Source organism: Flavobacterium bernardetii, assembly GCF_011305415.1.
Taxonomy (GTDB): Bacteria; Bacteroidota; Bacteroidia; order Flavobacteriales; family Flavobacteriaceae; genus Flavobacterium; species Flavobacterium bernardetii.
Map to the genome: position 1 here is coordinate 86,433 of NZ_JAANOQ010000005.1, position 26,649 is coordinate 113,081.

Below are 26,649 nucleotides of genomic sequence, written 5' to 3' on the forward strand. Positions count from 1 at the left end.
ACAAGGTTGGAAAAACCTTGCAGGTTAAATTTTACGTTTGTTTTGAATTTGGACAACGTGTTTATTCCTCAACACGCTTTTTCTCCCATTTTTTTCTTTCCGTGATGTAATAAATAATGGGCACCACAATTAAAGTTAATACGGTAGAAACGATAGCTCCAAATACTAATGAAATGGCTAATCCTTGGAAAATTGGATCAAATAAAATAATTAAAGCTCCAATTACAACTGCACCTGTTGTTAGTAAAATTGGCGTAGTTCTTACCGCTCCAGCTTCAATAATGGCTTGTTTTAATGGAACGCCTTCGTTTAGTCGAATTTCAATAAAATCGATAAGTAAAACAGAATTTCGCACCATCACTCCTGCTAAAGCAATCATTCCAATGAAAGAAGTTGCCGTGAAATAAGCATCTAGCAACCAGTGTCCGAAAACAATTCCTACTAATGAAAGTGGAATAGCCATCATCATGACAATTGGCGTTTTAAAGTTTTGGAACCAACCTACAATCAGCATATAAATAATTACAATTACTACTCCGAATGCAATTCCTAAATCGCGGAACACTTCTAAAGTAATTTGCCATTCTCCATCCCATTTTACAGTGAAATCACTTTCGTCTGAAGGTTGTTCCATGTACAATTCGTTGACTTTATAACCAGCAGGTAATTTCATTTTTTGCAATTCTTCGTTCATTCCTAAAATCGCATATACCGGACTTTCTAAATCTCCCGCCATATCAGCTGTTACATAAACCACGCGTTTTTGGTCTTTTCTGTAGATTGTTTTTTGTAAAACATCTTCTTTTACTTTTACCAAATCAGAAACCGGAACTACATTGCCTTGACTACCTTTGATTTTTAAATTCTGAATGTCTTGAAGCGAAGTTTTGTCTTTGTCATCTAAAGAAAGTACTATTCCAACGCTGTTATTCGAATCTTCATCGTACAAATTTGATATTGGATATTCTTTTAACAAATACGTTAAATTTCCAACAATTTGTTGCGGAGCTATTCCATTCAACATCGCTTTTTCTTTGTCGACTTCCAATTTATATTCCGTTTGATTGTCTTCTACATACCAATCAATATCCACAATATCTGTCGTTTTTTCTAAAATTCCTTTTACTTGATTGGCGACTTCAATTTGTTGTTTGTAATCGGGTCCATAAATTTCTGCAACTAATGTTGAAAGAACTGGTGGTCCTGGTGGCACTTCAATAATTTTGACATTCGCACCATATTTTTTAGCAATTTTTTGTACTTCTGGACGAACGACTTTCGCGATATCGTGACTTTGTAAATCTCTATCTTCTTTGTGTAATAAGTTGACTTGAATATCGGCCATATTGCTTCCACCACGTAAATCGTAATGACGAACTAATCCGTTAAACGTAATTGGCGCAGACGTTCCAATATAATTTTGATAATTCACAACTTCTGGAACCGTTGTTAAATACTGAGCGATTTCTTGTGTCACGGCTGCTGTTCTTTCTAATGTGGTTCCTTCTGGCATATCGATAACCACTTGGAATTCGTTTTTATTATCGAAAGGCAACATTTTTACTAAAACCGATTTCGTAAAAAACATCAAGACAGAACCTGCTAATAAAACCACCGTAATTCCTAACATCACTCTACGTTTCGTAGAATTTTCTAAAAACGGACGTTCAATTTTATTGTACAATCTGTAAATCCAAGACGTTTCTAAACCTTGTTCCGCTTTGTGTTCTTGTTCTTCTTTTTCGTGTAATAAATGATACCCTAAATAAGGCGTAACCGTTAAAGCCACAAACAACGACAATAACATCGCAATGGAAGCACCAATTGGCATCGGACTCATGTAAGGTCCCATCATTCCTGATACGAAAGCCATTGGTAAAATAGCTGCTATTACTGTAAATGTGGCTAAAATGGTTGGGTTTCCTACTTCGTTAATTGCATAAATCGCAGCTTGTTTGAACGGTAAGCGCTTCATTTTAAAATGTCGGTGCATGTTTTCGGCGATGATAATACTGTCATCCACCACAATTCCCACCACAAAAACTAGAGCGAAAAGCGTAATTCTGTTTAACGTGTACCCCAACATATAATAAGCAAACAACGTTAAGGCAAATGTTAAGGGCACTGAAAAGAAAACCACTAAACCACCGCGCCAACCCATCGCTAGCATGACTAAAAGCGTTACTGCGATTATCGCCACACCTAAGTGCATTAATAATTCACCCACTTTATCAGAAGCGGTTTCTCCGTAATTTCTAGAAATTTCTACATGAACATCATCTGTGATTAACGTCTTTTTTAAGGTTTCGATTTTCTCGATGATTTTATCCGAAATTTTCATCGCATCCGCACCTTTTACTTTTCCTACAGAAATAGTAACCGCTGGATATTCCGATTTGTTTTTCGCATACTTTTCATTTGTTTTTCCATAACCGAAAGACACATAGCTTTTTGGTGTTGCTGGTCCGTCTTGAACAGCAGCCACTTGTTTTAAATACACTGGCATATTCGCATTCACACCCACAACTAAATTTTCTACGTCTTCTGAAGTCGATAAAAATTCTCCTGTAGTTAGTAAATACTCTTTGTCGTTATTTACAAAACTTCCCGATTGTGAACTGCCGTTATTCGCTTGAATCATTTGCATAATTCCTAAAGCATCCACGCCGTTTTCCGCCATTTTATCTTTATCTAAAACAACTTTTAGTTCACGTGTTCTTCCACCAATTTCTTTGGTAATGGCAACATCTTTTACTTTTTCAATTTCCGAAGTCACTTCTTCCGCAATTTGACGAATTTCGAAATCGTTTAATTTTTCGCTCCAAAGCGTTACACCCAACATCGGAACATCGTCAATTGAACGTGTTTTAACCATGGGTTTGTATACGCCTTTTGGGAAAATATTTTCGTTTTTCATTAACTCATCGTACAATTTCACATACGAGCGTTCTGAATCTTCACCTACATAAAACTGTACAATTATCATCGCTTGACCGTTCATCGCCATACTATGTAAATGTTCTACACCTTTGATGTTAGACAATACTTTTTCTAGTGGCTTGATAACACGACTTTCTATTTCTGCCGGACTTGCGCCTGGATAGCCAATCATAACATCCGCCATGGGAATAGCGATTTGTGGTTCTTCTTCACGAGGAATTAAGAACGAACTATATACCCCAATAATCATCAAACCAACCATTAACAAAATCGTTAATTTAGAGTGGATGAAAAAATGGGCAATTTTACCTGATATACCTTCTTGCATGATTTTAATTTTTTAATGAAACAATGTTTCGATGTTCAATTTATTTGTCAATTTTCAATATGTCAATGTGCCAATTTTTGAAACGTAAGAATTAGGCGAATTGAAGAATTGACTAATTGGCTAATTGAACATTGGCACCGTTATACAATTTCCCTTCAGCCGAAACAATATATTGCTCATTAGCGGTTAAACCTGATAAAACTTCTACTTGGTTTCCGAAAGTTTTTCCAGTTCTAATCCATCTTAAAATGGCTGTTTTTCCGTTAGTTATTGTATAAATTCCTGTTAGTTGTCCTTGTTTTACTAAAGCACTTTCTGGAACCATTACTTTATCTGTTTTTACAGTAGTTTCTGTTTTGGGTTGATTAGCGATTGGAAATTGAACATTGACGAACATTCCAGATAAAATGGTTTTGTCGTTGGTATTCAATGTAACTTTTACTAAATATTGTCCGCCTGTGTTTTTGGCTGAACCACTTACTTCTGAAACTTTACCTGACACTTCTTTGCTTAACGATTTCACCATAATTTTCACAGGCATTCCGTTTTTAATTTGAGAAATATCACCTTCAGAAACCATTGCCGTTACTTGCATTCTAGAAACTCCTTCTATACTAACTAATGGCATTCCTGGGTTTGCCATGTCACCTTCTTTGATGAAAGTATTGGTAACTTCTCCAGAAAATGGAGCGGTAATATTCGAATAAGAAAACTGCGCCATAACTTCATTTCGCATTTGTTTTGCACCCGCTAAACTTGCTTTTGCCATTTCATAACGAGAAGTCATATCGTCTAATTCTTTTTGAGACGCACTTTGTTGTGCAAATAAATTCACAAAACGATCGTAGTCTTTTTTCGCATTATTGTACGCAGCTGTTGCTTGTAAAATTGAGGCGTCCACTTGTGCTTTTTTAGCTTGTAAATCGGTACTATTGATGCTGACTAATAATTGTCCGGCCGCAACTTTCTGACCTGTTTTTACGTGAACTTTAGTTACGTAACCCATCATTCTTGTGCTTAAATTGGCACTACTTTCCGCTTCTGTTTTTCCACTAGCGGTGATGAATTCTGAGTTGTTTGTCGCTAAACCATTTACTTCCACTTTAATTGCTGGTTCGTTGTTAGTTACTTCTTTTGTTTCTTTTCCACATGAAAGAAATACTAAAGTGGAAAGGGTTAAGATGGCTATATTTTTTTTCATAATTATTTTTTTTAAGTCTTACTTCTTGATACTAATATCTTAATACTCTATTTCGTTAAAAACTGTAAATACTGTTTGGTAAAATTATATTCGAAAACCGCTTGCAATTGTTCTAATTCTTTTTGAATCATTTGGGTTTCAGATTGCAATAAATCGGTTGTTTTTTCTAAACCTTGTGCGAATCTGTTTTGACGAATTCTGTACGCTTCTTGCGATTGTTCGAAAGCTAATTTTGATAAATTCACTTTATTTTCTGCGTCTTTTAATTGGCGATTGGTTTTGTTTAATTCCAATTGACTTTGCTTCGTGTATTGGTCTTTTTCCGCATCTGCTTTTTGAGATTCCGCTTTTGCTTTTTCGAATTTTCCGATAGACTTATACCCATCGAAAACATTCCAAGATAATTGTGCACCTACTAAATACCCTTTTGCCGAAGTTCCTAGGATGTTTTTATCGTACATTTCATAGCTTCCGAAAGCATTTAATCTCGGTAAGAATGTCATTTTTGAAGATTGTAACATTTTTGCATATGCTTCCGAAGATTTCGTCATCGCTTGAATGTCTTTTCTGTTTTCAGATAAAGAAGTATTTATTTCTTCAATTGAAATGGTGTTTTCTAAAGCTTCTGAAGGCTTATAGATTTTTCCTTGCGTGTCTTCGTTTAATAAAAACCCTAAATAATCTGAGGCGTTTTGCACGTTACTTTTCGCATATTGTAATTGATTGGCAATTTCATTTACTCGAACTTGCACATTTAGTAAATCTGTTTTTTGTAACATACCTTGTTTGAAATAATTTTCGACTAATTTCAAATTGGCTTTTCCTGTGGTGTTCGCTTTTTCTAAAACGTTAACTGCTTTGTACGCCAATTGCAATTGCATGTAGGCTTTCGAAACTTCTAATTCTAAGTATTCTTTGGTGCGTTCGGTTTGTAGTTGGAACGCTTCCATTTTGGCTTTAGCGGCTTGTCTTCCGTAAAAACCATCTATATTAATAAGGGGTTGTTGAATTTCGAATTTCGTAGCAAAATTTTGCGTTTTGGCAGGATCGTTTAATAAAGCGGGATTGAAATCGGAAGCTGTTAAAATTTCCTGATTTAATTTCGAACCAAAAGCCATTAATGGATTGGTAGTTGAAATTCCAGTGTGTGACACATTAATATTCGGTAAGAAAACGGATTTCGATTGGTTGTAATCTGCTTTTGCCGACTGAAAGTTTTTTTCAGCAATTTTCACTTGTAAATTATTTTCTGAGATTTTCTTAGAAATATCGTTTTTTGAAATAGTCAGCGTGTCTTGCGCCAATCCAAAAACGGAGAATAATAAAGTGGTTATAAAAATCGGTTGTTTCATTTTGTTCATAATCTGATTAATTATGAAGCAAATTTATACGCATCCGAAACGTTATACAGTTACAAATGTTACAGAGGTGGGATTTTTTGTTTTGAGTGGGAAAATGTTAGTTAAAATAAGCTTTTTCACTCCATTCTAATTCATTTGGTAAAATTTGATTACTAAATTCGATATGAATTACTCTTCTTCTTTCGTTATTTGTAGTTTTATTTGAAGCATGAAATAGTAATGGTTTCATAATCATAATTCCGCCTTTTTCTACTTCGCAAATAGTTTCTATTTCTTCATTAAGTTTGATGTTTTCCACTCTAGAAATTCCTTTTTTATGAGAGGCATTTAAAACTTTTAATGCACCGTTGTCTTTTGTGGTTCTGTCGAGATGAATTCTAATAGTGAAATTATTTTCTAATATTTCTTTCGGAGGTTGTACGGCAAATTGATTTTGCTTTACGGTCCAATTTTCAAAGTGTTTAACGTCTATTTTTTTGTTAACTGAAATGGTTAAATCTTGATGATAGGAAACAAACCAATTTGATTTTTCAGGTTTATCAAAATAAATGGATTTCGTAATGAAATAGTTTTCTCCAAAATTCGTTTTGATAAATTCTAACAAATTATTGTTGAAAACATGAGGTAATGTTTCTGGAATTTCTTTGTGAAATTGTCGAATAGCGAATAAATCATCTGACTTTCTAAATGTAGCATTATCGGTTTTAGCCTGCGTTACTTTTTCGATTTCAGAAATGATTTTTTCAACTTCAGAATCGGAATATATAGCTTCTATAATTGCGAAACCTTCTGAATTAATTTCTTTAGAATAGTTCATTTATATTTTTTAATTTCTACAACAACGAAATTTAAGATTATACTAATTTATGAAATACTTATTCCCACCAGTTTTTAATAGTTTCTCTTTTTTTAGTTTCAATACTATCTAACCAACCTTTTTTATGATATTTTTCAGCAATATTGAATTCTGCAGCACCAATATCAAAACCACATTCAACGCTTGGAACTCTATAATCGCCCCAATGGCATTTTTTTTCGATTATAGAATGGTACATTTTCCAACTTCCCACAAATGCATTGTTGAAATAACCATCAGAATGGATATTTATATTGTCGTATTGTATTTTATCATCTTTATCTAAAAACCATTTCGTTTCCAAACTTCCAGTAAAATAACCAGAATGAGATTGTAATTTATTTTCGAAGAACTCATATTTAGCGGTTAACAAACCTTGTGTTTTTATACCTGAATTTTTAAATTCGTCATCTACTCCAAAATGTTCCCTTTTCGATTCTTGAATTTTCAGAATTGTAATTTTTCCAACGAACTCACAAATATTTTCTTTTACTTTCGATTTTCCGTAAACAAAATATTCGTTCTGATTGTTTATGTTTTTCGAAATAGAAATTAACTTTATTTGTATCCTTTGAAAATCATCACCAAGGATTCCGTACACTAAATTATTGTCTGTTTGTAACCATAATTCGGAAAAATCGTACTTTGAAAAATTTTCAACTTCATTAGTTTGAAGCAACTTTTCTCCATTCATAATATCTGTTTTGCACAAATCTTGCGAAAAAGAATCTATTGAAAAAAAGAAGGCTAATAATAGAATTTTATATTTCATTTTTTTTTTATGATTTACAACAACTCAATATATGCTCTGTTCAATTTAATTTTTCCTTTGTTTTCTAAGGCTTTTAAAATTCGAGAAATCACTACTCTTGACGTATTTAAATCGTAAGCTATTTCTTGGTGTGTATTATGTATTTGTTTGGTATGATTGATTTTCGATTTTTCTAACAAATAATTTAATAATCTTTCGTCCATATTCATGAACGCTAAATGGTCGATGGTGGTTAGCATTTCTTTCAATCGGTTGTTGTAGCTGTTGAATACGAAATTGCGCCAAGTGGCATATTTTCCTAACCATTCGTTCATTTTGGCTACTGGAATTAAAATCAATTGTCCGTCTGTTTCGGCAATAGCGCGGATTTCACTTTTGGCATTTCCTAAACAACATTGCATGGACATCGCACACGTATCTCCTTTTTCGATGAAATATAATAGTAATTCGCCTTCATCAAAATCTTCACGCAAAATTTTAATCGCACCAGTTAAAATTAACGGCATGCTTTTAATATTTTCACCAAAATCAATAATAATATCACCTTCTTTGAAATCATGAATTTTAGAAACTTCAGAAATTTCATTTAATAAAGCTTCTTCGAAAATAAAATTATAGGTGTTTTGAAGTGTGTTTTCCATTTTGAGGAATTTAATGTTATTGCTAAAGCGAATTTAGTAAATTCAACAACAAAAAGTAATGAAAAAGAGATTTAATTATAAAGATGAAATAGGTGCAAAATAAAAAAGGTGAAACTTTCGTTTCACCCTTTTTGCCCCAAATCTACCATAAAACTTAACCTACTAATTTTCTGGTGATATAAAAGTAGAATAAGTTATTAGAGTAGAATAAAATATTTGTTATAAAGTAAATATTCCCGTTGAAATGCACTTTTTATTAATATGCACGTTGACCGTTTCCTTCATAAAAATTGATAAATGCCGTATTTACCACTCTATTTCCTCCTGGAGTTGGATAATTTCCTGTGAAATACCAATCCCCTAAGTTTTTCGGACACGCTTTGTGTAAATCTTCTACTTTTTGGAAAATTATTTTCACTTCTGCTTTCACTTCTTTTGAAGTTAACATTTCTGCCATTTTATCGGAAATTTGTTCGTCTGTAAATGGTGCGTAAATTTCTTTTACGTGATTGATAACTTCTGTATCTTTTAAGCCTTGTTGTGCTTTACATTTTTTGTAAACCTCATCAACTATATGATATTGATTCGTGTCTTTTAACAACTCTAAAGTAGCTCTGAAAGCAATAAACCCTTCCATTGTACTCATATCAATTCCGTAACAATCAGGATATCTAATTTGTGGTGCAGAAGAAACAACTACAATTTTCTTAGGATTTAATCGGTCTAAAATCTTAATAATACTTTGTTTTAAAGTGGTTCCACGAACAATACTATCGTCAATAATAACTAAATTATCTGTTGGTTTTACTACTCCGTAAGTGATGTCGTAAACGTGTGCTACCATTTCATCTCGGCTACTATCTTCTGTAATAAACGTACGAAGTTTTACATCTTTAATAGCGATTTTTTCGGTACGCACTTTTTCTTCGAGAATTGCGTTTAGGCCTTTTTCGTCTAACGTATCTTTTTGTGCGATAATGTCTTTTACTTTTTGCTCATCTAAATGTTTTTGAGCGGCTTCTGCCATTCCGTAAAAAGAAGTTTCTGCTGTATTCGGAATAAAAGAAAATACCGAATTATGAATATCGTTATCAATTTCTTTCAACACACTTGGGAAAACGTATTTTCCAAGCAATTTTCTTTCTTTATAGATTTCAGCATCGCTTCCGCGAGAAAAGTAAATTCTTTCGAATGAACACGCTTTTTTCTCACCAGCTTCTCTGATGTTTTCGAATTGAACGTTTCCGTTTTTCTTAACGATGATGGCATCTCCAGCTTCTAATTCTTTCACATCATCAAAAGCTACATTAAATACCGTTTGAATAACTGGTCTTTCTGAAGCGACAACTACAATTTCATCATCTTGATAATAATATGCTGGACGAATTCCGTTTGGATCTCTAACTACAAAAGCATCACCGTGACCTAAAAGTCCGGCCATGGCATAACCACCATCGAAATTTTTAGAAGCTCTTCTTAAAATTCTTCCGATGTTTAATCTTTCTGCAATTACTGGTGAAGCATCTTGTTTTGAAAGGCCTTCGTTTTTACAATCCATGTATAAATCGGTAATTTCATCATCTAAGAAATGACCAATTTTTTCCATAACAGTTACTGTATCTGCCATTAGTTTTGGATGTTGACCCACATCTACTAAATCTTGAAACAACTCTTTAACATTTGTCATGTTGAAGTTTCCTGCCACTAATAAATTTCTGTGCATCCAGTTATTCTGACGTAAAAAGGGATGAACACTTTCTATGCTATTTTTTCCGAAAGTACCATAACGAACGTGACCTAAAAACAATTCGCCTACATAAGGAATGTGTTCTTTTTGTAAGGCTACATTATTTTGGTACGAAGGATTATTCGCTAATTCGGTAGAAATTCTTGAATTAATTTGTCCGAAAATATCTTGAATCGGTTGTGCTTGATTCGAACGGATTCTACTGATGTATCGTTGTCCTGGTTTCACATCTAATTTGATGCTGGCAAAACCTGCACCATCTTGTCCGCGATTGTGTTGTTTTTCCATTAAAAGGTACATTTTTTCTACACCGTAAAAAGCCGTACCATATTTTTCTTTATAGTATTCTAATGGTTTTAATAATCTAAGTAATGCAATTCCACATTCGTGTTTAATAGCGTCGCTCATAGTTGTTGTTGTGTTGTATTATTTATTAGTTGTATTAAAAATGCCCCGAAAATTCGAGGCATATTTTGTGCTTATAATTTGATGTCAAATTGTGTTAATGACTTAAATTGTTGTAAACGTGCATAAACGTCTTCTTTGTTTAAATCTACCATTCTTTCTGTTCCGAATTTTTCTACACAGAATGAAGCTAAATTTGAACCATGAATAATCGCGTTTTTCATGCTTTCGAAAGAAACATCTTCCGTTTGTGCAATGTATCCTGAGAAACCACCTGCGAAAGTATCTCCTGCTCCTGTTGGATCAAATACTTCTTCTAATGGTAACGCTGGTGCGAAGAAAACATCTTTGTTATGGAAAATTAATGCTCCGTGTTCTCCTTTTTTAATTACTACATATTTTGGACCCATTGTGTGGATTTTTGCAGCTGCTTTCACTAAAGAATATTCTCCAGATAATTGACGTGCTTCTTCATCATTAATTGTAATTACGTCTACACGTTTGATTACCTCTAATAATTCTGGTAAAGCACAATCCATCCAAAAGTTCATTGTATCTAAAACTACTAATTTTGGTTTTGTAGTCATTTGATCTAATACTGAAGATTGTACAATTGGGTGTAAGTTACCTAACATCACAACTGCAGCATCTTTATATGCCTGTGGAACCACAGGATTAAAATCTGCTAATACGTTTAACTCAGTCGCTAACGTATCACGAGAATTCATATCGTTATGGTATTTTCCACTCCAAAAGAAAGTTTTTCCACCTTTTACGATTTCAATTCCTTCGATGTTTATATTTCTTTCTGTTAATAAATCTAAATGTTCTTGTGGGAAATCTTCACCTACTACAGATACAATTGCTGAATCCACATTAAAAAAAGAGGCTGACAAACCAATATACGTTGCCGCTCCACCTAAAATTTTATCTGTTTTTCCAAAAGGTGTTTCAATAGCATCAAAAGCTACAGTTCCTACAATTACCAATTTACTCATTTTCTTCTTTTTAAATAAGCGGCAAAGATAGTTATTCCCTTTGAAGTTTGAAAATTGTTATGATAATTTTAAGTATAAAAAAAATCTCGATTCCGAAAAATATCAGAATCGAGATTTAAAATTTAATTTCTTGTACTTATTTAATTACTTTTTTAGTAACTGTTTGACCAGTAGTGAAAGTAATTTTGACTAATAACGCTTGGTTTCTGTTAGCAATTGATGAAATGTTTAGTACTTTATCATTTACATTTGAATTGCTGTAAATAGTTCTTCCTAAAACATCATAAACTTTAACAGTAGCTATTTGTTGTGACGCATTAATTTTTAATTCTTCGTTTTGAGTAAATACAACTACACTTCCATCTGAAAAAGAGGAATCATTTCCTAAAGCTGCATTTGTAAACACAACTTTAAATCTATTATTATACACTCCTTCTGAAGTTGCAAATGTGTAAGGAGCTTGTTTGATGTCGTGAATAATGTTAGTTACATTATCTTTTACATATACGTTTTGTGCTGTAAATAATCCATCTACATTTTCTAATGAAATATTATATGTTCCTGCTGTTGTAGCTTTTAATCCTAAAGCAATTTCGTCTGTATTAGCAAATGGCAAACCTTTACCTTGAATTACATATTCTGAATCGTTAATTAGATTATATAACATTGTATTGTTTTTATCTAAAACTTCTCCATCAATGGTATTATCAAACCCGTTTGTTGCGCCATTAACATAACCTACTAATATTTGGTTATAATTATTTTCTGTATCATTTAAGTTTAACCAAATTCTATGTTTTTCTGATTCAGAAGTTGTATCCGCATTTTCAGAATTTTTAAAAAATTGAGTAGAAACAGAAGCGTTAACACGTTGCGCGTTTTTAAAACTTGCTGAACCCGAATCAAAGGCATAAATATAAAAACCTTGACCTGTTTGAATGGTTCCATTTGGTACTGCACCGCCAGCGGCAGACGCAGTTCCTCCTAAAGTTGTATACGATGCAAAATTATTTATTGGATAAACCCCACCACTTGCAGGAGCCGTGTGCGTCCAAAAATATAATGCACCAACTAAAGTAGAGTTATCTGTTAAAAATTTTGAAGCATCTACTGGTGAAGCATAAGGATTTCCTAATAAATTATACCCTTTTCCAATATTTTGCGTATAATATCCATTGTTAGGAATTCCTGTAAATTGCCCATTAAATGCTGTTGCAGTAACCGGCCAGTTATTAGCAGCTCTAATCATGTATCCTTTACCAGACAAAAAGTTAGTAGTTGGTGTTACAACTTGATAAGCTGTAGGAGTTGTTGTACCAGTATATAAATATTGGTAAAAACGAGTCGCTAAAGTATTTGGTGAAAAAGCTTGTAATTGTTGTCCAGAAACTGGTGAAGACCAAGCCGTATAATCTAATCTTACCATTGGAGCGCTATCACGTCTTACAATAATATTCCCAACATTTGTTTTATCTCCTGTTTGACGTAATGCTGCATTATTATTTATTATTAAACTTCCTGTTCCGTTTACAGTTACTGCATCACCAACAATAAACGTGTGACCTGCATTAAATGTTACTGTAACACCCGTTGCAATTGTTACGGAACAAGCATCTAAATTACCTGAAGAAGTATAATTTCCTGTAAAATTTGCCGCTACACTATTTGTAGGCACACCATTAGACCAAGCTGTACCATTCCAAGTTGTTGTAACAGTTCCACAAGGTCCTCCAATTAAAGTATAATCATATCTACAAATATTTATTGTAAAACTATTTAATGTTCCATCGTTAGCATCAACGGTTGCATCCCTGATACCTAAATACCAAACACCATTACTATTTAATCCATCAAAAGAAGTAATTGGATCATATGACTTCATACTTCCAAAATTATTTGTAGCACCACATCCTGCCGCATTTACAGATTCATCATCAAATGTTCCGTTTAAATTTGCGATAGCTGTTCCACAAGATCCGCCTTTAAATAAGAATCTTTCCTCATAAAGACTTTGAGAAGCTTTTCTTAAAGTAACGCGAAGTTGACTTCTTCTTGTATGAGTTATTGAAGTAGTAACATTAACATCACTAATTTCATAATTATCATTTATTGTTATTGGCACATCTACCGTTACTTCAGATTCTGGAATTGTAAAGTTTGGCGTAACGGTATAATTTGTACACACTTCATTTACTACATAACCAATTGCAAAGTTGTGTGTGTTAATGGCATAAAAATCATTTCCTGTTGGCTCAATTAAAATCCTACATTTTGTAGCCAATAAACTTGGTATTGTTACTGTTTGAGTTCCGTCATTTGGAGTACTTGCTAATAATGTAATTGGAAATGTAAGACCTCCATCTGTTGATAATTTAATATTTACATTAGCTGCTCCAGTCATCGTATTCGTACCATTAACTAACCAACTTACTGTTTGCACAGAACCTTGTGCATAACTTATTCCTCCTGCATTTTGAGTACTTACTGTAAATGGGCCTTTATCAAATGCAAAAGTAACTGCTGTATTTACACTCTCATTTGCACCACCACCTGGTCTGTTATCTCTTACTGTCATTCTAAAGTTCACTACTCTATTTGCAGCTGTTGGTTCAGGAACTACTTCCCATCTATTACCTGTTAAACCATTCGCAAGGTGATCTGCTAAATTAGGAATCATTCTTACTCCAGTAGCTTTAGGCATAAACGATCTAAAGTTCACTACACTTGCAGTTACTGAAGGGTAAGTTGCTGCTGTAGTACCAACTGTGGGTGCATCATCAATTTGCTCCCAACAGTACGAAAGCAAATTAGAAGCATTTGCATCTGTTGCTGTTCCTATAAGTTTAAAAGCCGTTCCTTTTGGCAATGTTTTTGTTGCTACTGCAACGGGTACTGGAATTGCATTACCTGTTGCAACATTAACTTGACAAGCTTTTGTTTTAATATTATTAGTAATTTGTTGAATTGAAGCGGCATGAAAAAATACAACTGAGTGTGGAGCATCATCTGTTGCACCAGTAATTCCAGCATATCCCATAACTGTAATCCCAGAACCTGGTTCTACATTTACTGAATTATTTTCTGTACTAAAGGTAAATGTATGATTACCTCCATATTGATGTCCCATTTCGTGAGCAACAAAATCAATATCAAAATTATCACCTATTGGTGTTACGCAAGTTGTAAAACCGCTTCCTTTTGCTGTACTACTTCCAGTACCACAAATACAACCAATACAACCTGCATTTCCATTATTTCCATTGGCTGCAACTAAATGTCCAATATCATAATTAGCTGCTCCAATTTGAGCAGTAATTGTTGCTTGAACTTCAGAATTATAATTTCCAGAAGTTGAATACGGATCGGTTCCAGCGTTTAAGTAAATCACATTATTATTTGTGGCTACAATAACCATAGTTGTATTGAAATCCATTTCGAAAATTCCATTTACACGAGTCATTGTTGCATTAAAAGCAGCATTCACAGCGGCAAGTGTGCCACCATGGTAAACGGCATATTCTCCTGTACAAGATAAAGCCAATCTAAATCTTCTTAAAGTTCCGTCATCAGCATTATTTAAAATTTGATTTTCCCCTTTTTTTAAAGTTGGACCAAATTCTCTAATTGAAGTTTCTTCTGTTGTACATTTAAAATCTGGATTTGCTCCAGAATATTTTTTATCGTAAACAATAAAATTTTTATAATCACTTGTATAAGGATCAATAATGAATGTCGTTTCTTCAGATGTCGAACGAATTATTGCACTAATTCCATTATAAGGCGAAACCGAAAACCTAAGAGTGTTTGAAGGATTATCAACTCCTTGACCAGTAAATGAACGAATTTCTGGGTATTTAGCTTGCAATTCAGGTTCAAAAGTTGAAGCTTCTAAAATTCTATATTGTTCAATAGTTCCGTTAGGATTTGGAATTGTTATTATAACATTAGATTCACCTAAAAAAGAATCTCTCTGTGGCACGCTTGTTAATTGCTTAACGAACTCATCATAGTTAAATTCAAATACTTTGAATTTTTTTGGAAGTATAGGTTTAATTATTTTTAAGGACTCGTCCTTTTTTACAGAATTATTTTCCGTCCAAATGTTTGTTTTATTTTGTGCCGTAGCAAAAGAGCCTAAAATCACAAACAAAAAAAGTAAGTTTTTTTTCATTTTTTAATAGTTTGGGGGTTAAACTATTATCAAAAGTATATAAAAAAAACGGATAAACGACAAAAAACACCGACAAAGTGTTAAAACAAAAAATCTCGATTCCGAAAAATATCAGAATCGAGATTTAAAATTTATTTTCTTGTATTTATTTAATTACTTTTTTGGTAACTGATTGACCAGTAGTGAAAGTAATTTTGACTAATAACGCTTGGTTTCTGTTAGCAATTGATGAAATGTTTAGTACTTTATCATTTACATTTTTGTTATTATAAATGATTCTTCCAAGAACATCATAAACTTCCACTTTTGCCATTTCATGCGAAGCATTTATTTTTAATTCTTCATTTTGAGTAAACACCACAACACCTTCTTCTGAAATAAATGCAGGATTAACTAAAACTACGTTGTTAAATACAACTTTAAACCTGTCATTAAATACACCTTCAGAAGTTGTAAATGCATATGGAGTTTGTTTGATATCGTGGATAGTATTCGTTACATTGTCTTTTACATATACATTTTGAGAAGTAAATAATCCATCTACATTTTCTAATGAAATAGTGTACGTTCCTGCTGTTGTTGCTTTTAATCCTAATGCAATTTCATCTGTATTAGCAAATGGTAAACCTTTACCTTGAATTACATATTCAGAATCGTTAATTAGATTATATAACATCGTGTTATCTTTATCTAAAACTTCACCATCAATTCCGTTGTCAATTCCGTTAGTAGCACCATTAACATAACCTACTAAAATTTGGTTATAGTTATTTGTTGCATCATTTAAGTTTAACCAAATTCTGTGTTTTTCTTCTTCTGAAGTAGTTGCAATATTTTCAGAAGTTCTGTAAAATTGAGTACTTACTGATGCGTTAACACGTTGTGCATTACTGAAATTAGCATTTCCAGCCGCTGTTGCTCTTACGAAGAAACCTTGACCTGTTTGGATGGTTCCGTTTGGAGTTGCTCCACCAGCTGCAGATGCCGTTCCTCCTAAAGTTGTATAAGAAGCATAATTATTTACTGGATAAACACCTCCTGCAGCAGGAGCTGTATGAGTCCAGAAATACAATGTTGAAATAGAGGTATTTGCTCCTAAGAATAAATTTGCTGAAATAGGTGACGCATAAGGATTACCTAATAAATTATAGCCAATTCCGATTGCTTGAGGAACATCCCCGTTTGTTGGCACGCCTGAAAACTGTCCGTTAAATACAGTTGATGTAAGCGGCCAGTTGTCTGCTGCTCTGATCATGTATCCTTTTCCAGCTTGGAAATTTGTAGTTGCAACAACCGATTGATAAGCAGTTGGAGTTGTAGTACCAGTAAATAAATATTGATAAAATCTGTTTGGCAATGTACTTGGAGAAAATGCTTGTAATTGTTGTCCAGAAACTGGAGAAGACCAAGCTGTATAGTCCAATTTAACCATTCCTGTAGAATTTCTTCTAACAATAATATTTCCTGAATTGGCTACCGCATTTATTTGTCTTAATGCGGCATTATTGTTTATAGTTAATGTACCAGTTCCACTAACTGTAACTGCATTACCAGAAATTAAAGTATGTCCTGCATTAAACGTTACATTTACTCCAGTATTAACTGTTACTGAACAAGCATCTAAATCGGCAGTTGAATTATAATTTCCTGCAAAAGTTACCGCAGTTACTTTTCCTGGTACTCCGTTAGACCATGCTGTTCCGTTCCAAGTTGATGTTAAATCTCCACAAACAATTCCTGTTTTTGGTCCGATTGCATAACCACCAGACATATTTGTATTGAATGTAGCTGTAAAAGTTACACCTGTACCAAATGCGCCAATTGTAGCTGGTTTTTCTTCAATTAAATAATTGGTATAATTAGAAGCGTTGATTGTTGAAATCGGATTGTTGATTACTTTGATAATTTGCAAAGCTGTTCTTGATTTTCCTGTAGCAGCTTCCCAAGCCGTAACTTCAGCTGCAGTACAATATAAAGTAACCGTATAATTACCTGATGCTGTATCGCTAGCCGTTGTAACGTAATATGTTTTTGGCATTATTCTATTCGCTGCATTCGTATCAATAAATGAAGCTGAACCAGCACCAACAGAAGTTTGACTTCTATCTACTTCAATTGAAGTACAGCCATAATTTGTTGATGTATTGTTTGTAATCCCTGCAATAATACTACTAGTAGTGTCATCATATCCATACATATTTCCTGAAGAATTCAATACAGCATCGTATCTAGTTGGTGTATTTATTTCCGTTTGAACAAGTGTGTTTTTTACTACTGCTATTTTAACAGAATCTAACAATAATAATCCAATATTTGTACCCGAAAGATTATTATGTCTGAAAACCAAATAACCTGTTTGTCCCATTAAATTAGGCGTAGTCATTAAGTTATGTGTAATCAATTGCGATGTACCTTCATTCAATACCAAATTTGATTGTATTAAAGTTCCAGCAAGAATAGCTGCTTCATTAGCAATACTTGTTGTAAAATACACGCTAAAATTACCCGCATTTCTAGTTGGACCGCCATTATCGTAAGCACCAACTATGTATGACAAACTAAGCGTTGTTGTTGCATTAGGAATTACAATTTGTGGACTAATTAAATAATTATTTGGATTGGCTGTACTTGTCGCACCACCAAAATAACCAATTCTTTTCTCTGAATAACCTATTCCTCCAATAAATGTATTCGGAGCTGTTCCATAACCGTCTAAACCAGTTAATGAACTCCAGTTTCTTGTGTCGCCGTCACCATCTAAAACTAACCAACCTGATAAATCATCAAAATTTTCATCTATAAGATTATAACTTTGAGTTAGAATTGGAGCTGAATCATCATTAAGAATTGTTAATTCAAATGTATTTCCGTTTGCATTTGCTAATGCATCACCACCATTTGCATTTACCGTAAATGAAATAACTAAATTTTCATCTGCTTCTACTACTCCATCATGTAAAACTCTAACAACTAAATTTTGATCTGCTGTTGAACCAGCAGGAAATGTTACTGTAGGAGTCATAATTTGTACGTCAGCAGCATTTGCAGTAGAAGTTCCATCAACAGCAAAAGTAACAGTTGCATTAGCTGAAGGCGCTTTGTCTATATCTAAAACTATTGTGAATTCTGTAAATCCAGCACAAGCACTACCTTCTAGGACACTATTTACTGGTCTAAAATCACAATCTTGTCTTTTAAATTGAATGTTTGGTGTTACTACAGCTGAACAAACCGTAGAAACTAGTAAATCATCTCTTCTTGGAGAATTCATTAAAACGGCAAGCATTCTATCTTTTTGATCTTGAGTAAAAATACTCATACACGTATCGTCGGTGTAATCCATATAGTTCTGAATCATGTCGTTTCCTGCAATGGCAGCACAAGAATTTGTACCTGCAGGGCAACCAAAATTTGCTGCTGCTGCTGCTGGAGTATCTGCACAGAAATCTTCATTTGTATAGACGTTACCTCCTGAAGCTGGACAAGCATCATCACCCCAAATATGGCGTAAACCAAACATGTGACCTACTTCATGAGTCATTGTTCTTCCTTTATCATATGGTGCGCCATAAGATCCAGCTGCATAAGAACTTGAACCCCAAGTTGTATAAGCACAGACTACACCATCTGTTGAAGCACCGCTTCCAGAATCGTCAAAACACTCCCCTGAAGGCATACCTGGAAGTCCAGAACCTGTAGGAAATTGTGCATACCCTAAAATACCTGCTAAGTCACCTCCAAAATTGAAAGTCCACATGTTTAAATACTTCGTTGGATCCCATATTGTACTAGCTTTTGCTGCTTCTACCTGCGCAGAACCTAAAGCAGCTATACCTAAATTATGTCTTACTACTCCATTAGTCGCAACACCATTTGGGTCAACTTGAGCCAAACAGAATTGAATACTTGTATCCACACCAGCTCCATCACCTGGAGTACCGGCTAATTTACCAAAATCTTCATTAAATACTCGGATTTGAGAAAGTGCTTGAGCTAAAGAAATGTTTTCACCTGTTCCAACAGCATCACCATTATGTACAATGTGAATTACAACTGGAATAACAATTGTTGAAGGTAAAGCTTTTTGGTTTCTTTTATTTTTGATTTCAGCCACTTTAGGCGCTAACCAATTTTCAAATTCTTCATCAGAAGGTGCAAGTTTGTTTTTTTGAAGACTTTTATTGTGCTCAGTAGTGGCACATCTAATAAGGCCTGTAGGTTGAAATGCTCTTGATTTATTCAATTGATTTGAAAATTCTTTTACAGCATCATCTTTTCTTACAATCTTATTTTTTTCTTGAGAAGATATTTTTTTATTTTCTTGACTAAATGAATATGTTATAAAAAACATAAATAAAAAAAGTAAATTTTTTTTCATTATTTAATACTTTAGGGGGTTTAACTATCAAATTTATGTTAATTTTTACGCAAAAACAAAAAAAAGAGTGATAAAATCACTCTTTTTAACAAATTTTATATAAAAATCGAAAATTAATATATTGTTTTTTTATTTACTTTAATTCCGTTTTCTAAACCAATTTCTATTAATAACGGTGCATTTCTTTTGTTTATTGGCAAAATAAAATCAGTTGCTTTTATGTTTTTTCCTTCAAATAATTTTCTCCCTAAAACATCATAAACAATAATATTTTCAATTTTTTCATTTCTTGATACTACGCTTAATTCTTGATTTGAAACCACTACAACATCATTATTCGCATCAAACGTTTCATTAGCTAAAGCAGTTTCGTTTGTAAAACGAATTACAAATCTATCTTTAGTTATTCCTTTGGTAGCCATAAATGAATATGGTGAAGTTCTTATGTCATAAATTATGTTCAATAACTTATCTTCTATATAGATATTTTGATTTGCATTTGAAAACAATCCATCTACCGAACTTAAAGCGATTTTATATAATCCGTCTTGAGGAATACTTACACCAATAGTAACTTTATCGTTACTATCAAACGGAAGTGCTCTACCTTGAATTAGCATTAGTTCATTATCAATTAATGAAAAAATATTAAATGATTGCTTTTCATTTGTAAAAGCGTCAAACAATCTATCTTTTCCGTTTGTAGCTTCTTCTATATAACCTAATAATGATCTTGTGCTAGTTCCAGTTGAAGAAACTAAGTCGAACCAAATTCTGTGTTTTTCTAATTCTTCCTCGTTTTTATTTATTGAAGTAGACTTATAAAATTGGCTATTGTTGTAAGTTCTATTTCTTAATGAATTATTAAAAATTAAATTCTCAGTTGTAGCTACAGAAGTGTGTAACATCGATACCAAAAATCCTTGTCCACCAGCAATTCTTCCATTAAACACACCTGGACCACTTGAAGCTCCTGATGCGTTATAAGATATATAATCGCCTGGTGTATAATTATAAGCATAATTATTATAAAAAGGATCCGCTATTGCTGTTGAAGGCAATGTACCATGTGTCCAAACATTTACAAAACCAGCAATATTCGTATTTAAAGTTAAGAAATTGACAGCGTGAATAGCAGACGGATAAGGGTTTCCAACTAAATTCCAATTGTCATCTTCTTTTGTTCCAGGTGTTGTAGAAACTCCTGTGTTATAATTTACACCATCATAATCACCTCTACTAATTGGAATTGTTACTACTCCATTATTTGGAACACCAGTAAATGTTGCTGTATAATTTGCTAATGCTGTTAATGAAAAAGCATTTGGACCTCTAACAATATATCCTTTACCTAAAACCATTGTTTCATTAGCATAAGTCCAATTTCCGAAATTATTAACACCAGCGGTTGTTGGCAACCATTTATATTGAAATCCTAAAGGTGTTGTTGGAGAAATTGCAGTATTATTAAACCCAGCAACTGGAGATGACCAATATACATAATCTTGTTTTCTAATATTTGCTGTTCTATTATATGTAATATTTCCTGTATTTACTGCAAGATCACTAATTTGTACTAATGAACCGTCACTTAAAACATCTAAAGTTCCATTTGTTGTAATGCTATTTTGCACTTCTACATAACCTCCAGAAGAGATGGTTAAAGTTCTTGTTGCGTTTACAGTTAAACTACAACAGCTAAAGTTACCGTTTGTAGCGGTTACATATATTCCGTCTAAAATTGCTGATTTCGTTAAAGTTGGTGTGCCGTTAGACCAAACCGATCCATTCCATGTAGTACTTTGTGTTTTTAATTGTGCAGCATCTGAAAGTAGTGTACAAGTTCCATTTTGAATTACCGCACAATAAAATTGGTATCCATTTATAGTGTCAATTGCTCCATTTAAATTTAAATTTGCACTTGTATTTCCAGTTACAGTAACACCTGCAAATGAACCTGCATTTACAACTGACCATCCTGAAGCAACATTGTCATTATAATACCATTGATAAGTTAAAACTCCTGCTCCAGAAGCTGTTGCATTAACAACAAAACTTGCTAATGTTCCACAAGCTGATACATCAATTGGATTGGCGCTAATTGATGGTAATGAACTTGTTGCAGAAAAAGGAACAATATCTAAATTGGCACATGTTTCATTTAATAATAATGTCCAGTCAGCTCCATTATAAGTAGCAGAAGGACCTGTTGCTAGTGCATTTCGTCTAATTGTATATCCTTTTTCATTTGGACAATGAACGATATCAACTGTAACATCATTTTTAGTTAATCTAATTTCGTCATTTTCATTAATTCCGTTTCCTTTATTTGTATATTCAAAAGCTAATGCTCCACAAGCAGAATCTGAACCTATATCTGCTAAATAAACACCACCAGGAGGAATTATACCTGAGATATCAACACTTCTTAAACCAGTTGTCGTTCCAATATCTCCATATCTAATTAATTTATAATTTGCCCCTACCGCATCTAAATTAATTGCAGTTCCAGTTGGATTATATAATTCCATATACCAAGAATTGTTCGCAACAGAATCATATACTTCAGAAATAATTAAATCGTTTAAATTGTTTCCACTAGAACACACACCAGATTGTTTGGTCTGAGTAAACACTGGTGTAACATATAAATTACAACCCGCTTCATTTACTTTTATTGTACCAGTTGTTGAACCAGCAGGAACAGTTGCTATAATCTGAGTTGCGTTTACAAAAACTACAGTAGCTGCAATTCCATTAAAAGTAACAGTTGTACCAGCTGTAAAACCTGTACCATTTATTGTAACATCCGTTCCAGTAGGACCAGATGTAGGAGCAAAAGAAGCTACTGAATGTGTAGGTACACACGCAGCTGTAATATTAATTGCATAATCTTCAACTTCACCATCAAAACCAGTTAAACATGGAGATGAATCACCGTCATAGGTAGCAATAACTCTCATTCTAGTTACTCCAGGCACTGCATTAATAGGCACAGTAATTGCTACAGGAGAAGAACTAGTTATTCCGTCTACTACATTTACTGCTGAACCTAAATCTATAGCTTCACCAACATCAACAAAATCGCCATCTTGGTTGAAATCTATCCAAGCAAAACCTAAAACGGTATAATTCCCATGAGTATTAATTCTTGCAGATAATGAATACGTTACTCCTTGTTGTAAATTTGTTGAAATTGAAGAAGTATAATCAGAATAACCAGAAGGTTTCGCTGAAGTATTATTTATTGTGTTTAAAGTAACGTTTGTTAGAGAAGTTTGAAATGTAGTATTCCCATTTGAAGGACAATAAAGAGAACCTACTGGAATACATGAAACTTCAACACCACTTGACCAAGTTGAACCATTACGAGTAAAAATTTTATACGTGTAATTTACACCATTCGTCAATCCAGTTACAGTAACTGTAGAAGTTGAACCTTTATAGACACAAAATCCACCATCAAAAGCTGTACCGCTTGAAAAAACGGTATTTGCTGTATAAGTACTACCATTACCAGTTGGTAAAGTTGCAGTAAACGAACTATTTGTAGCAAATATCAATATATTATCATAACAATTGGTTGGCAATGACCATCCCACTGTTGATGCATTAGATACACAACTTGAAGTTACAGCGCCTGTAACATTTGTTGGAATATCATCCTGAATAGTTTGTGTACCACTTGCAAATGCAGTTCCCGATTTATTTCCAGAAGCAAAAGTTAAGTTGGCAGTTGTAATGGCATTTATTCCTAAAGTATTTAAGGCAGTTGAAGGACAAGGCAAATCAGCTGTAATAAAAAAGTATCCTGTTGCACCATTTGCTATAACTTGTGATAATGTAGAAAAAGGATGTGCACCTGTACCCAAACCAGTTGTTATGGTTTTTATATTTGTATCTGTTACGCTATTAAAAACAGCATCTGTAGAATACCATAATTTGAAATTAGTAATATTACCAGCAGCATAAGTACCCGTAGTTGTAAAGTTTACCGAATTTAATGTTGCATTTGCCGTAGTAACAGCCGTATTAAAGGCATAAACCACATTGTTTAAGGAGCCTTCTGTAATATTTGCAGCTGGAGCAGCAGGATTTGCTGAACTTAATACAATATCTGGAGTTGGGCCTGCAGCTACAGTAATATTTACATCATCCATTGTCATATTTGATGAACCTTTAGTGAAAGTCCATCTTACATATCTAGACGTAGAGTTTAATGTATACGGTCCTCTTGTTGTACATGTTGTTGGTAGTCCCGCAGTTCCAGTTAAACTAATTACAGAGGTGTAACTTAATCCGTCAGCAGATTCTTCAACTAGCAATACCGATGTAGATGCTGTAGTATTTGATTTAACTACAAATGATAATTGATTAGGAGCAGAATCAAAATTCACTATCTTTAATTGGGCACTATTGTCAAATCTTGCTCCATTTGAACCAGAACAAGCAAATGTAGATAAATAAGAAAGTAAAGGAGTATCAGTCCAACCAGTTGGTGTTGAATCCCATACAGTTCTCGAAACTGGCAATGTTGCCTGCCCCCAACTTAAAACGGAGCACAATAAAGTAAAAATCAGTAAGGTTAATTTCGTAACGTAATTATTTTTCATCATTTGAGGGGTTTAATATTATGCCTGCATAGTATTTTAAGAAAAACTACCAAACAAATTATTTATATTTATATTTCTATTTTTTTATAAATCCTTAGTCTTTTTTAAACAAAGGGCGACAAATTTATACAAAATTATAATAATAAATGTAGTTTTGTAGATTATTTACATGAATAAATTGTTAACAAATTGGAAAACCCTAAAAACACTGAACTTACTACAAATGAGGTAATTAATAAAATGGAATTTTATTGTTCCTACCAAGACCGTTGTCATAAAGAAGTAGAGCAAAAATTACGTAACTTTACCTTAATTCCAGAATTAAAAGAGAAAGTTATCGTTCATCTTATCGAAAATAAATATATAGATGAAGAACGTTTTGCAAAAAGTTTTGCAAGAGGCAAGCACAACTATAAAGGTTGGGGTAAAAACAGAATTGTTCAAGAATTAAAATTCAGAGAAATTTCTAAAAGAAACATCGATTTAGCTTTGCTTGAACTTCCCAACGAAATATATCTTGAAAACTTTCATGCACTTGCAGAAAAAAATTGGGATTCTATCAAAGAACGAAAAGGACAAAAGAAAAATAAAAAATTCGTCGATTTTCTACTTCGAAAAGGATATGAAACGAGTTTAATTTTCGAAAAACTAAAAGAATTAGACAAATAAAAAAGGCTGGAAATCCCAACCTTTTCTCTCATTTTCACTTAAATTATAACGACAAACTACTAGAAACGTTTTTTTTAAATGAAATTGGCAAGTATTTCAAATTACACAACTACTTTGACATACTTTATAAAACTACACACTCAAATTCTTAACAAGCTAACATCAAACAAACCAATAAAAAAAAGAATATCCCTAATTGTAATTGAAAAGATATCATCCACCAAAAACATGTTTTATCTTCCCTTAATTCTATATTCATTTTTAAATGTTTTATATTTTACAGGCGCAAAATTAGAGTATCAATATTATATGAAACCGGAGTTAGTGTTATATAAAAGTTAACCTCAACAAAATCATATTAAGAAAATATTCGTTTTTTTGTTGCACCTAAAAGCTATAACTTTGCAAAAAAGAAAACTACATGTTAGAAAATAAAGATCAAAAAAGAACCAGCATTGCTAGTTTAGGTGAATTCGGATTAATTGAACATTTAACCAAACATTTCAAAATCAATCAAAAAAGCACGCTTAAAGGTATTGGTGACGATGCAGCTGTTTTAGATTTTGCAGATAAAAAAGTAGTTATTTCTACCGATTTACTAGTCGAAGGCGTACATTTCGATTTAAGTTATATGCCATTGAAACATTTAGGATACAAAGCTATTGTTTCAAACATTTCTGATATTTGTGCAATGAACGCAGTGCCAACTCAGGTTACTGTTTCGGTTGCCGTTTCTAATCGTTTTCCTTTAGAAGCAATGGAAGAACTTTTTGCTGGAATCACTTTAGCCGCTAACACTTATAATGTAGATGTAATTGGTGGCGACACCACTTCTTCTCAAAAAGGATTAATCATCAGTATTACAGCTATTGGCGAAGCTAATTTAGAAGATATCGCATACAGAAGTGGCGCACAACAAACCGATTTATTAGTGGTTTCTGGCGATTTAGGCGCAGCATATATGGGCTTACAAGTGTTAGAAAGAGAAAAACAAGTATTTCAAGTTAACCCAAATAACCAACCTATTTTAGACGATTATACGTATTTAATAGAACGTCAATTAAAGCCTGAAGCTAGAAATGACGTAAAAGAATTATTAGAAAAATTAGAAGTTCAACCAACATCAATGATTGACATTTCGGATGGTTTATCCTCTGAAGTGATGCACATTTGTAAGCAAAGTAAATTAGGTTGTAATTTATACGAAGAAAAAATTCCGGTTGATCCACAATTAATTAATGTGTGCGAAGAATTTAATGTAGATATTACCACAATTGCTTTAAACGGTGGTGAAGATTACGAATTGCTTTTCACCATTAAAATGGAAGATTTCGAAAAAATAAAACACAATCCAAACTTTACAATAATTGGACACATGGTTGCAGAAAGTGAAGGCATGCATTTAGTCACTCGTGCCAACACCAAAATTGAATTAAAAGCCAGAGGTTGGAATAGTTTAATGGAAGAACAAGAATAAATCAATTTTTGTCATACTGAAAACTTGTTTCAGTATCTAAAAAAAAGACCTAACAGATTTTAGAATTTGTCAGGTCTTTTTTATTGGTTATA

At 33.2% G+C, this 26,649-nt stretch carries 13 protein-coding genes; 2 read left to right on the forward strand and 11 right to left on the reverse strand.

Features of this window, described 5'->3' with window-relative positions; translation table 11 throughout:
- Window positions 1-61 precede the first annotated feature (61 nt).
- The 11 genes from G6N05_RS10275 to G6N05_RS10325 all read right to left on the reverse strand — a co-directional run bounded on the left by G6N05_RS10275 (window position 62) and on the right by G6N05_RS10325 (window position 24,411).
- Window positions 62-3,268, reverse strand: a complete 3,207-nt coding sequence (locus tag G6N05_RS10275; protein ID WP_166128230.1) for an efflux RND transporter permease subunit — start codon at window positions 3,266-3,268, stop codon at window positions 62-64.
- Between the two features lie 112 nt (window positions 3,269-3,380).
- A complete protein-coding gene (locus tag G6N05_RS10280; RefSeq protein ID WP_166128235.1) occupies window positions 3,381-4,469 on the reverse strand; it encodes an efflux RND transporter periplasmic adaptor subunit in 1,089 nt (362 codons plus the stop codon).
- A 47-nt stretch (window positions 4,470-4,516) separates the two neighbouring features.
- Window positions 4,517-5,821 (reverse strand): TolC family protein, encoded by a 1,305-nt coding sequence (locus tag G6N05_RS10285; RefSeq protein WP_166128867.1) that lies wholly within the window; start codon window positions 5,819-5,821, stop codon window positions 4,517-4,519.
- Window positions 5,822-5,927: 106 nt separating this feature from the next.
- On the reverse strand, window positions 5,928-6,647 hold the full coding sequence (locus G6N05_RS10290; RefSeq protein WP_166128238.1) for a phytanoyl-CoA dioxygenase family protein: 720 nt from the start codon (window positions 6,645-6,647) through the stop codon (window positions 5,928-5,930).
- Between the two features lie 58 nt (window positions 6,648-6,705).
- Window positions 6,706-7,458, reverse strand: coding sequence for a hypothetical protein (locus G6N05_RS10295; protein ID WP_225875156.1), 753 nt, complete (start codon window positions 7,456-7,458; stop codon window positions 6,706-6,708).
- A gap of 14 nt (window positions 7,459-7,472) precedes the next feature.
- Complete coding sequence (locus tag G6N05_RS10300) at window positions 7,473-8,099, reverse strand: Crp/Fnr family transcriptional regulator (protein ID WP_166128242.1); 627 nt, start codon at window positions 8,097-8,099, stop codon at window positions 7,473-7,475.
- Between the two features lie 256 nt (window positions 8,100-8,355).
- The gene (locus G6N05_RS10305) at window positions 8,356-10,254 is read right to left on the reverse strand and encodes an amidophosphoribosyltransferase (RefSeq protein WP_166128246.1); all 1,899 of its coding nucleotides are present in this window, start codon (window positions 10,252-10,254) and stop codon (window positions 8,356-8,358) included.
- Between the two features lie 71 nt (window positions 10,255-10,325).
- Window positions 10,326-11,249 (reverse strand): PfkB family carbohydrate kinase, encoded by a 924-nt coding sequence (locus G6N05_RS10310; RefSeq protein WP_166128250.1) that lies wholly within the window; start codon window positions 11,247-11,249, stop codon window positions 10,326-10,328.
- A gap of 136 nt (window positions 11,250-11,385) precedes the next feature.
- Complete coding sequence (locus tag G6N05_RS10315) at window positions 11,386-15,420, reverse strand: reprolysin-like metallopeptidase (protein ID WP_166128253.1); 4,035 nt, start codon at window positions 15,418-15,420, stop codon at window positions 11,386-11,388.
- A 145-nt stretch (window positions 15,421-15,565) separates the two neighbouring features.
- Complete coding sequence (locus G6N05_RS10320; protein WP_166128256.1) at window positions 15,566-19,798, reverse strand: T9SS sorting signal type C domain-containing protein; 4,233 nt, start codon at window positions 19,796-19,798, stop codon at window positions 15,566-15,568.
- Window positions 19,799-19,911: 113 nt separating this feature from the next.
- Entirely contained in the window at window positions 19,912-24,411 is a 4,500-nt protein-coding gene (locus G6N05_RS10325; protein WP_166128259.1) for a GEVED domain-containing protein, read from the reverse strand.
- 189 nt (window positions 24,412-24,600) lie between these two features.
- Here G6N05_RS10325 and G6N05_RS10330 point away from each other — a divergent pair, with 189 nt between their 5' ends.
- Window positions 24,601-25,080, forward strand: coding sequence for a regulatory protein RecX (locus tag G6N05_RS10330; RefSeq protein ID WP_317167482.1), 480 nt, complete (start codon window positions 24,601-24,603; stop codon window positions 25,078-25,080).
- A gap of 421 nt (window positions 25,081-25,501) precedes the next feature.
- Complete coding sequence (gene thiL / locus G6N05_RS10335; protein WP_166128262.1) at window positions 25,502-26,557, forward strand: thiamine-phosphate kinase; 1,056 nt, start codon at window positions 25,502-25,504, stop codon at window positions 26,555-26,557.
- The last annotated feature ends 92 nt before the right edge of the window (window positions 26,558-26,649 follow it).

What these genes read in the sequence shown, in the direction of transcription:
- G6N05_RS10275 (WP_166128230.1), bottom strand. Translation starts at nt 3,268, where the DNA reads ATGCAAGAAGGTATATCAGGTAAAATTGCCCATTTTTTCATCCACTCT.
- G6N05_RS10280 (WP_166128235.1), bottom strand. Translation starts at nt 4,469, where the DNA reads ATGAAAAAAAATATAGCCATCTTAACCCTTTCCACTTTAGTATTTCTT.
- G6N05_RS10285 (WP_166128867.1), bottom strand. Translation starts at nt 5,821, where the DNA reads ATGAAACAACCGATTTTTATAACCACTTTATTATTCTCCGTTTTTGGA.
- G6N05_RS10290 (WP_166128238.1), bottom strand. Translation starts at nt 6,647, where the DNA reads ATGAACTATTCTAAAGAAATTAATTCAGAAGGTTTCGCAATTATAGAA.
- G6N05_RS10295 (WP_225875156.1), bottom strand. Translation starts at nt 7,458, where the DNA reads ATGAAATATAAAATTCTATTATTAGCCTTCTTTTTTTCAATAGATTCT.
- G6N05_RS10300 (WP_166128242.1), bottom strand. Translation starts at nt 8,099, where the DNA reads ATGGAAAACACACTTCAAAACACCTATAATTTTATTTTCGAAGAAGCT.
- G6N05_RS10305 (WP_166128246.1), bottom strand. Translation starts at nt 10,254, where the DNA reads ATGAGCGACGCTATTAAACACGAATGTGGAATTGCATTACTTAGATTA.
- G6N05_RS10310 (WP_166128250.1), bottom strand. Translation starts at nt 11,249, where the DNA reads ATGAGTAAATTGGTAATTGTAGGAACTGTAGCTTTTGATGCTATTGAA.
- G6N05_RS10315 (WP_166128253.1), bottom strand. Translation starts at nt 15,420, where the DNA reads ATGAAAAAAAACTTACTTTTTTTGTTTGTGATTTTAGGCTCTTTTGCT.
- G6N05_RS10320 (WP_166128256.1), bottom strand. Translation starts at nt 19,798, where the DNA reads ATGAAAAAAAATTTACTTTTTTTATTTATGTTTTTTATAACATATTCA.
- G6N05_RS10325 (WP_166128259.1), bottom strand. Translation starts at nt 24,411, where the DNA reads ATGAAAAATAATTACGTTACGAAATTAACCTTACTGATTTTTACTTTA.
- thiL (WP_166128262.1), top strand. Translation starts at nt 25,502, where the DNA reads ATGTTAGAAAATAAAGATCAAAAAAGAACCAGCATTGCTAGTTTAGGT.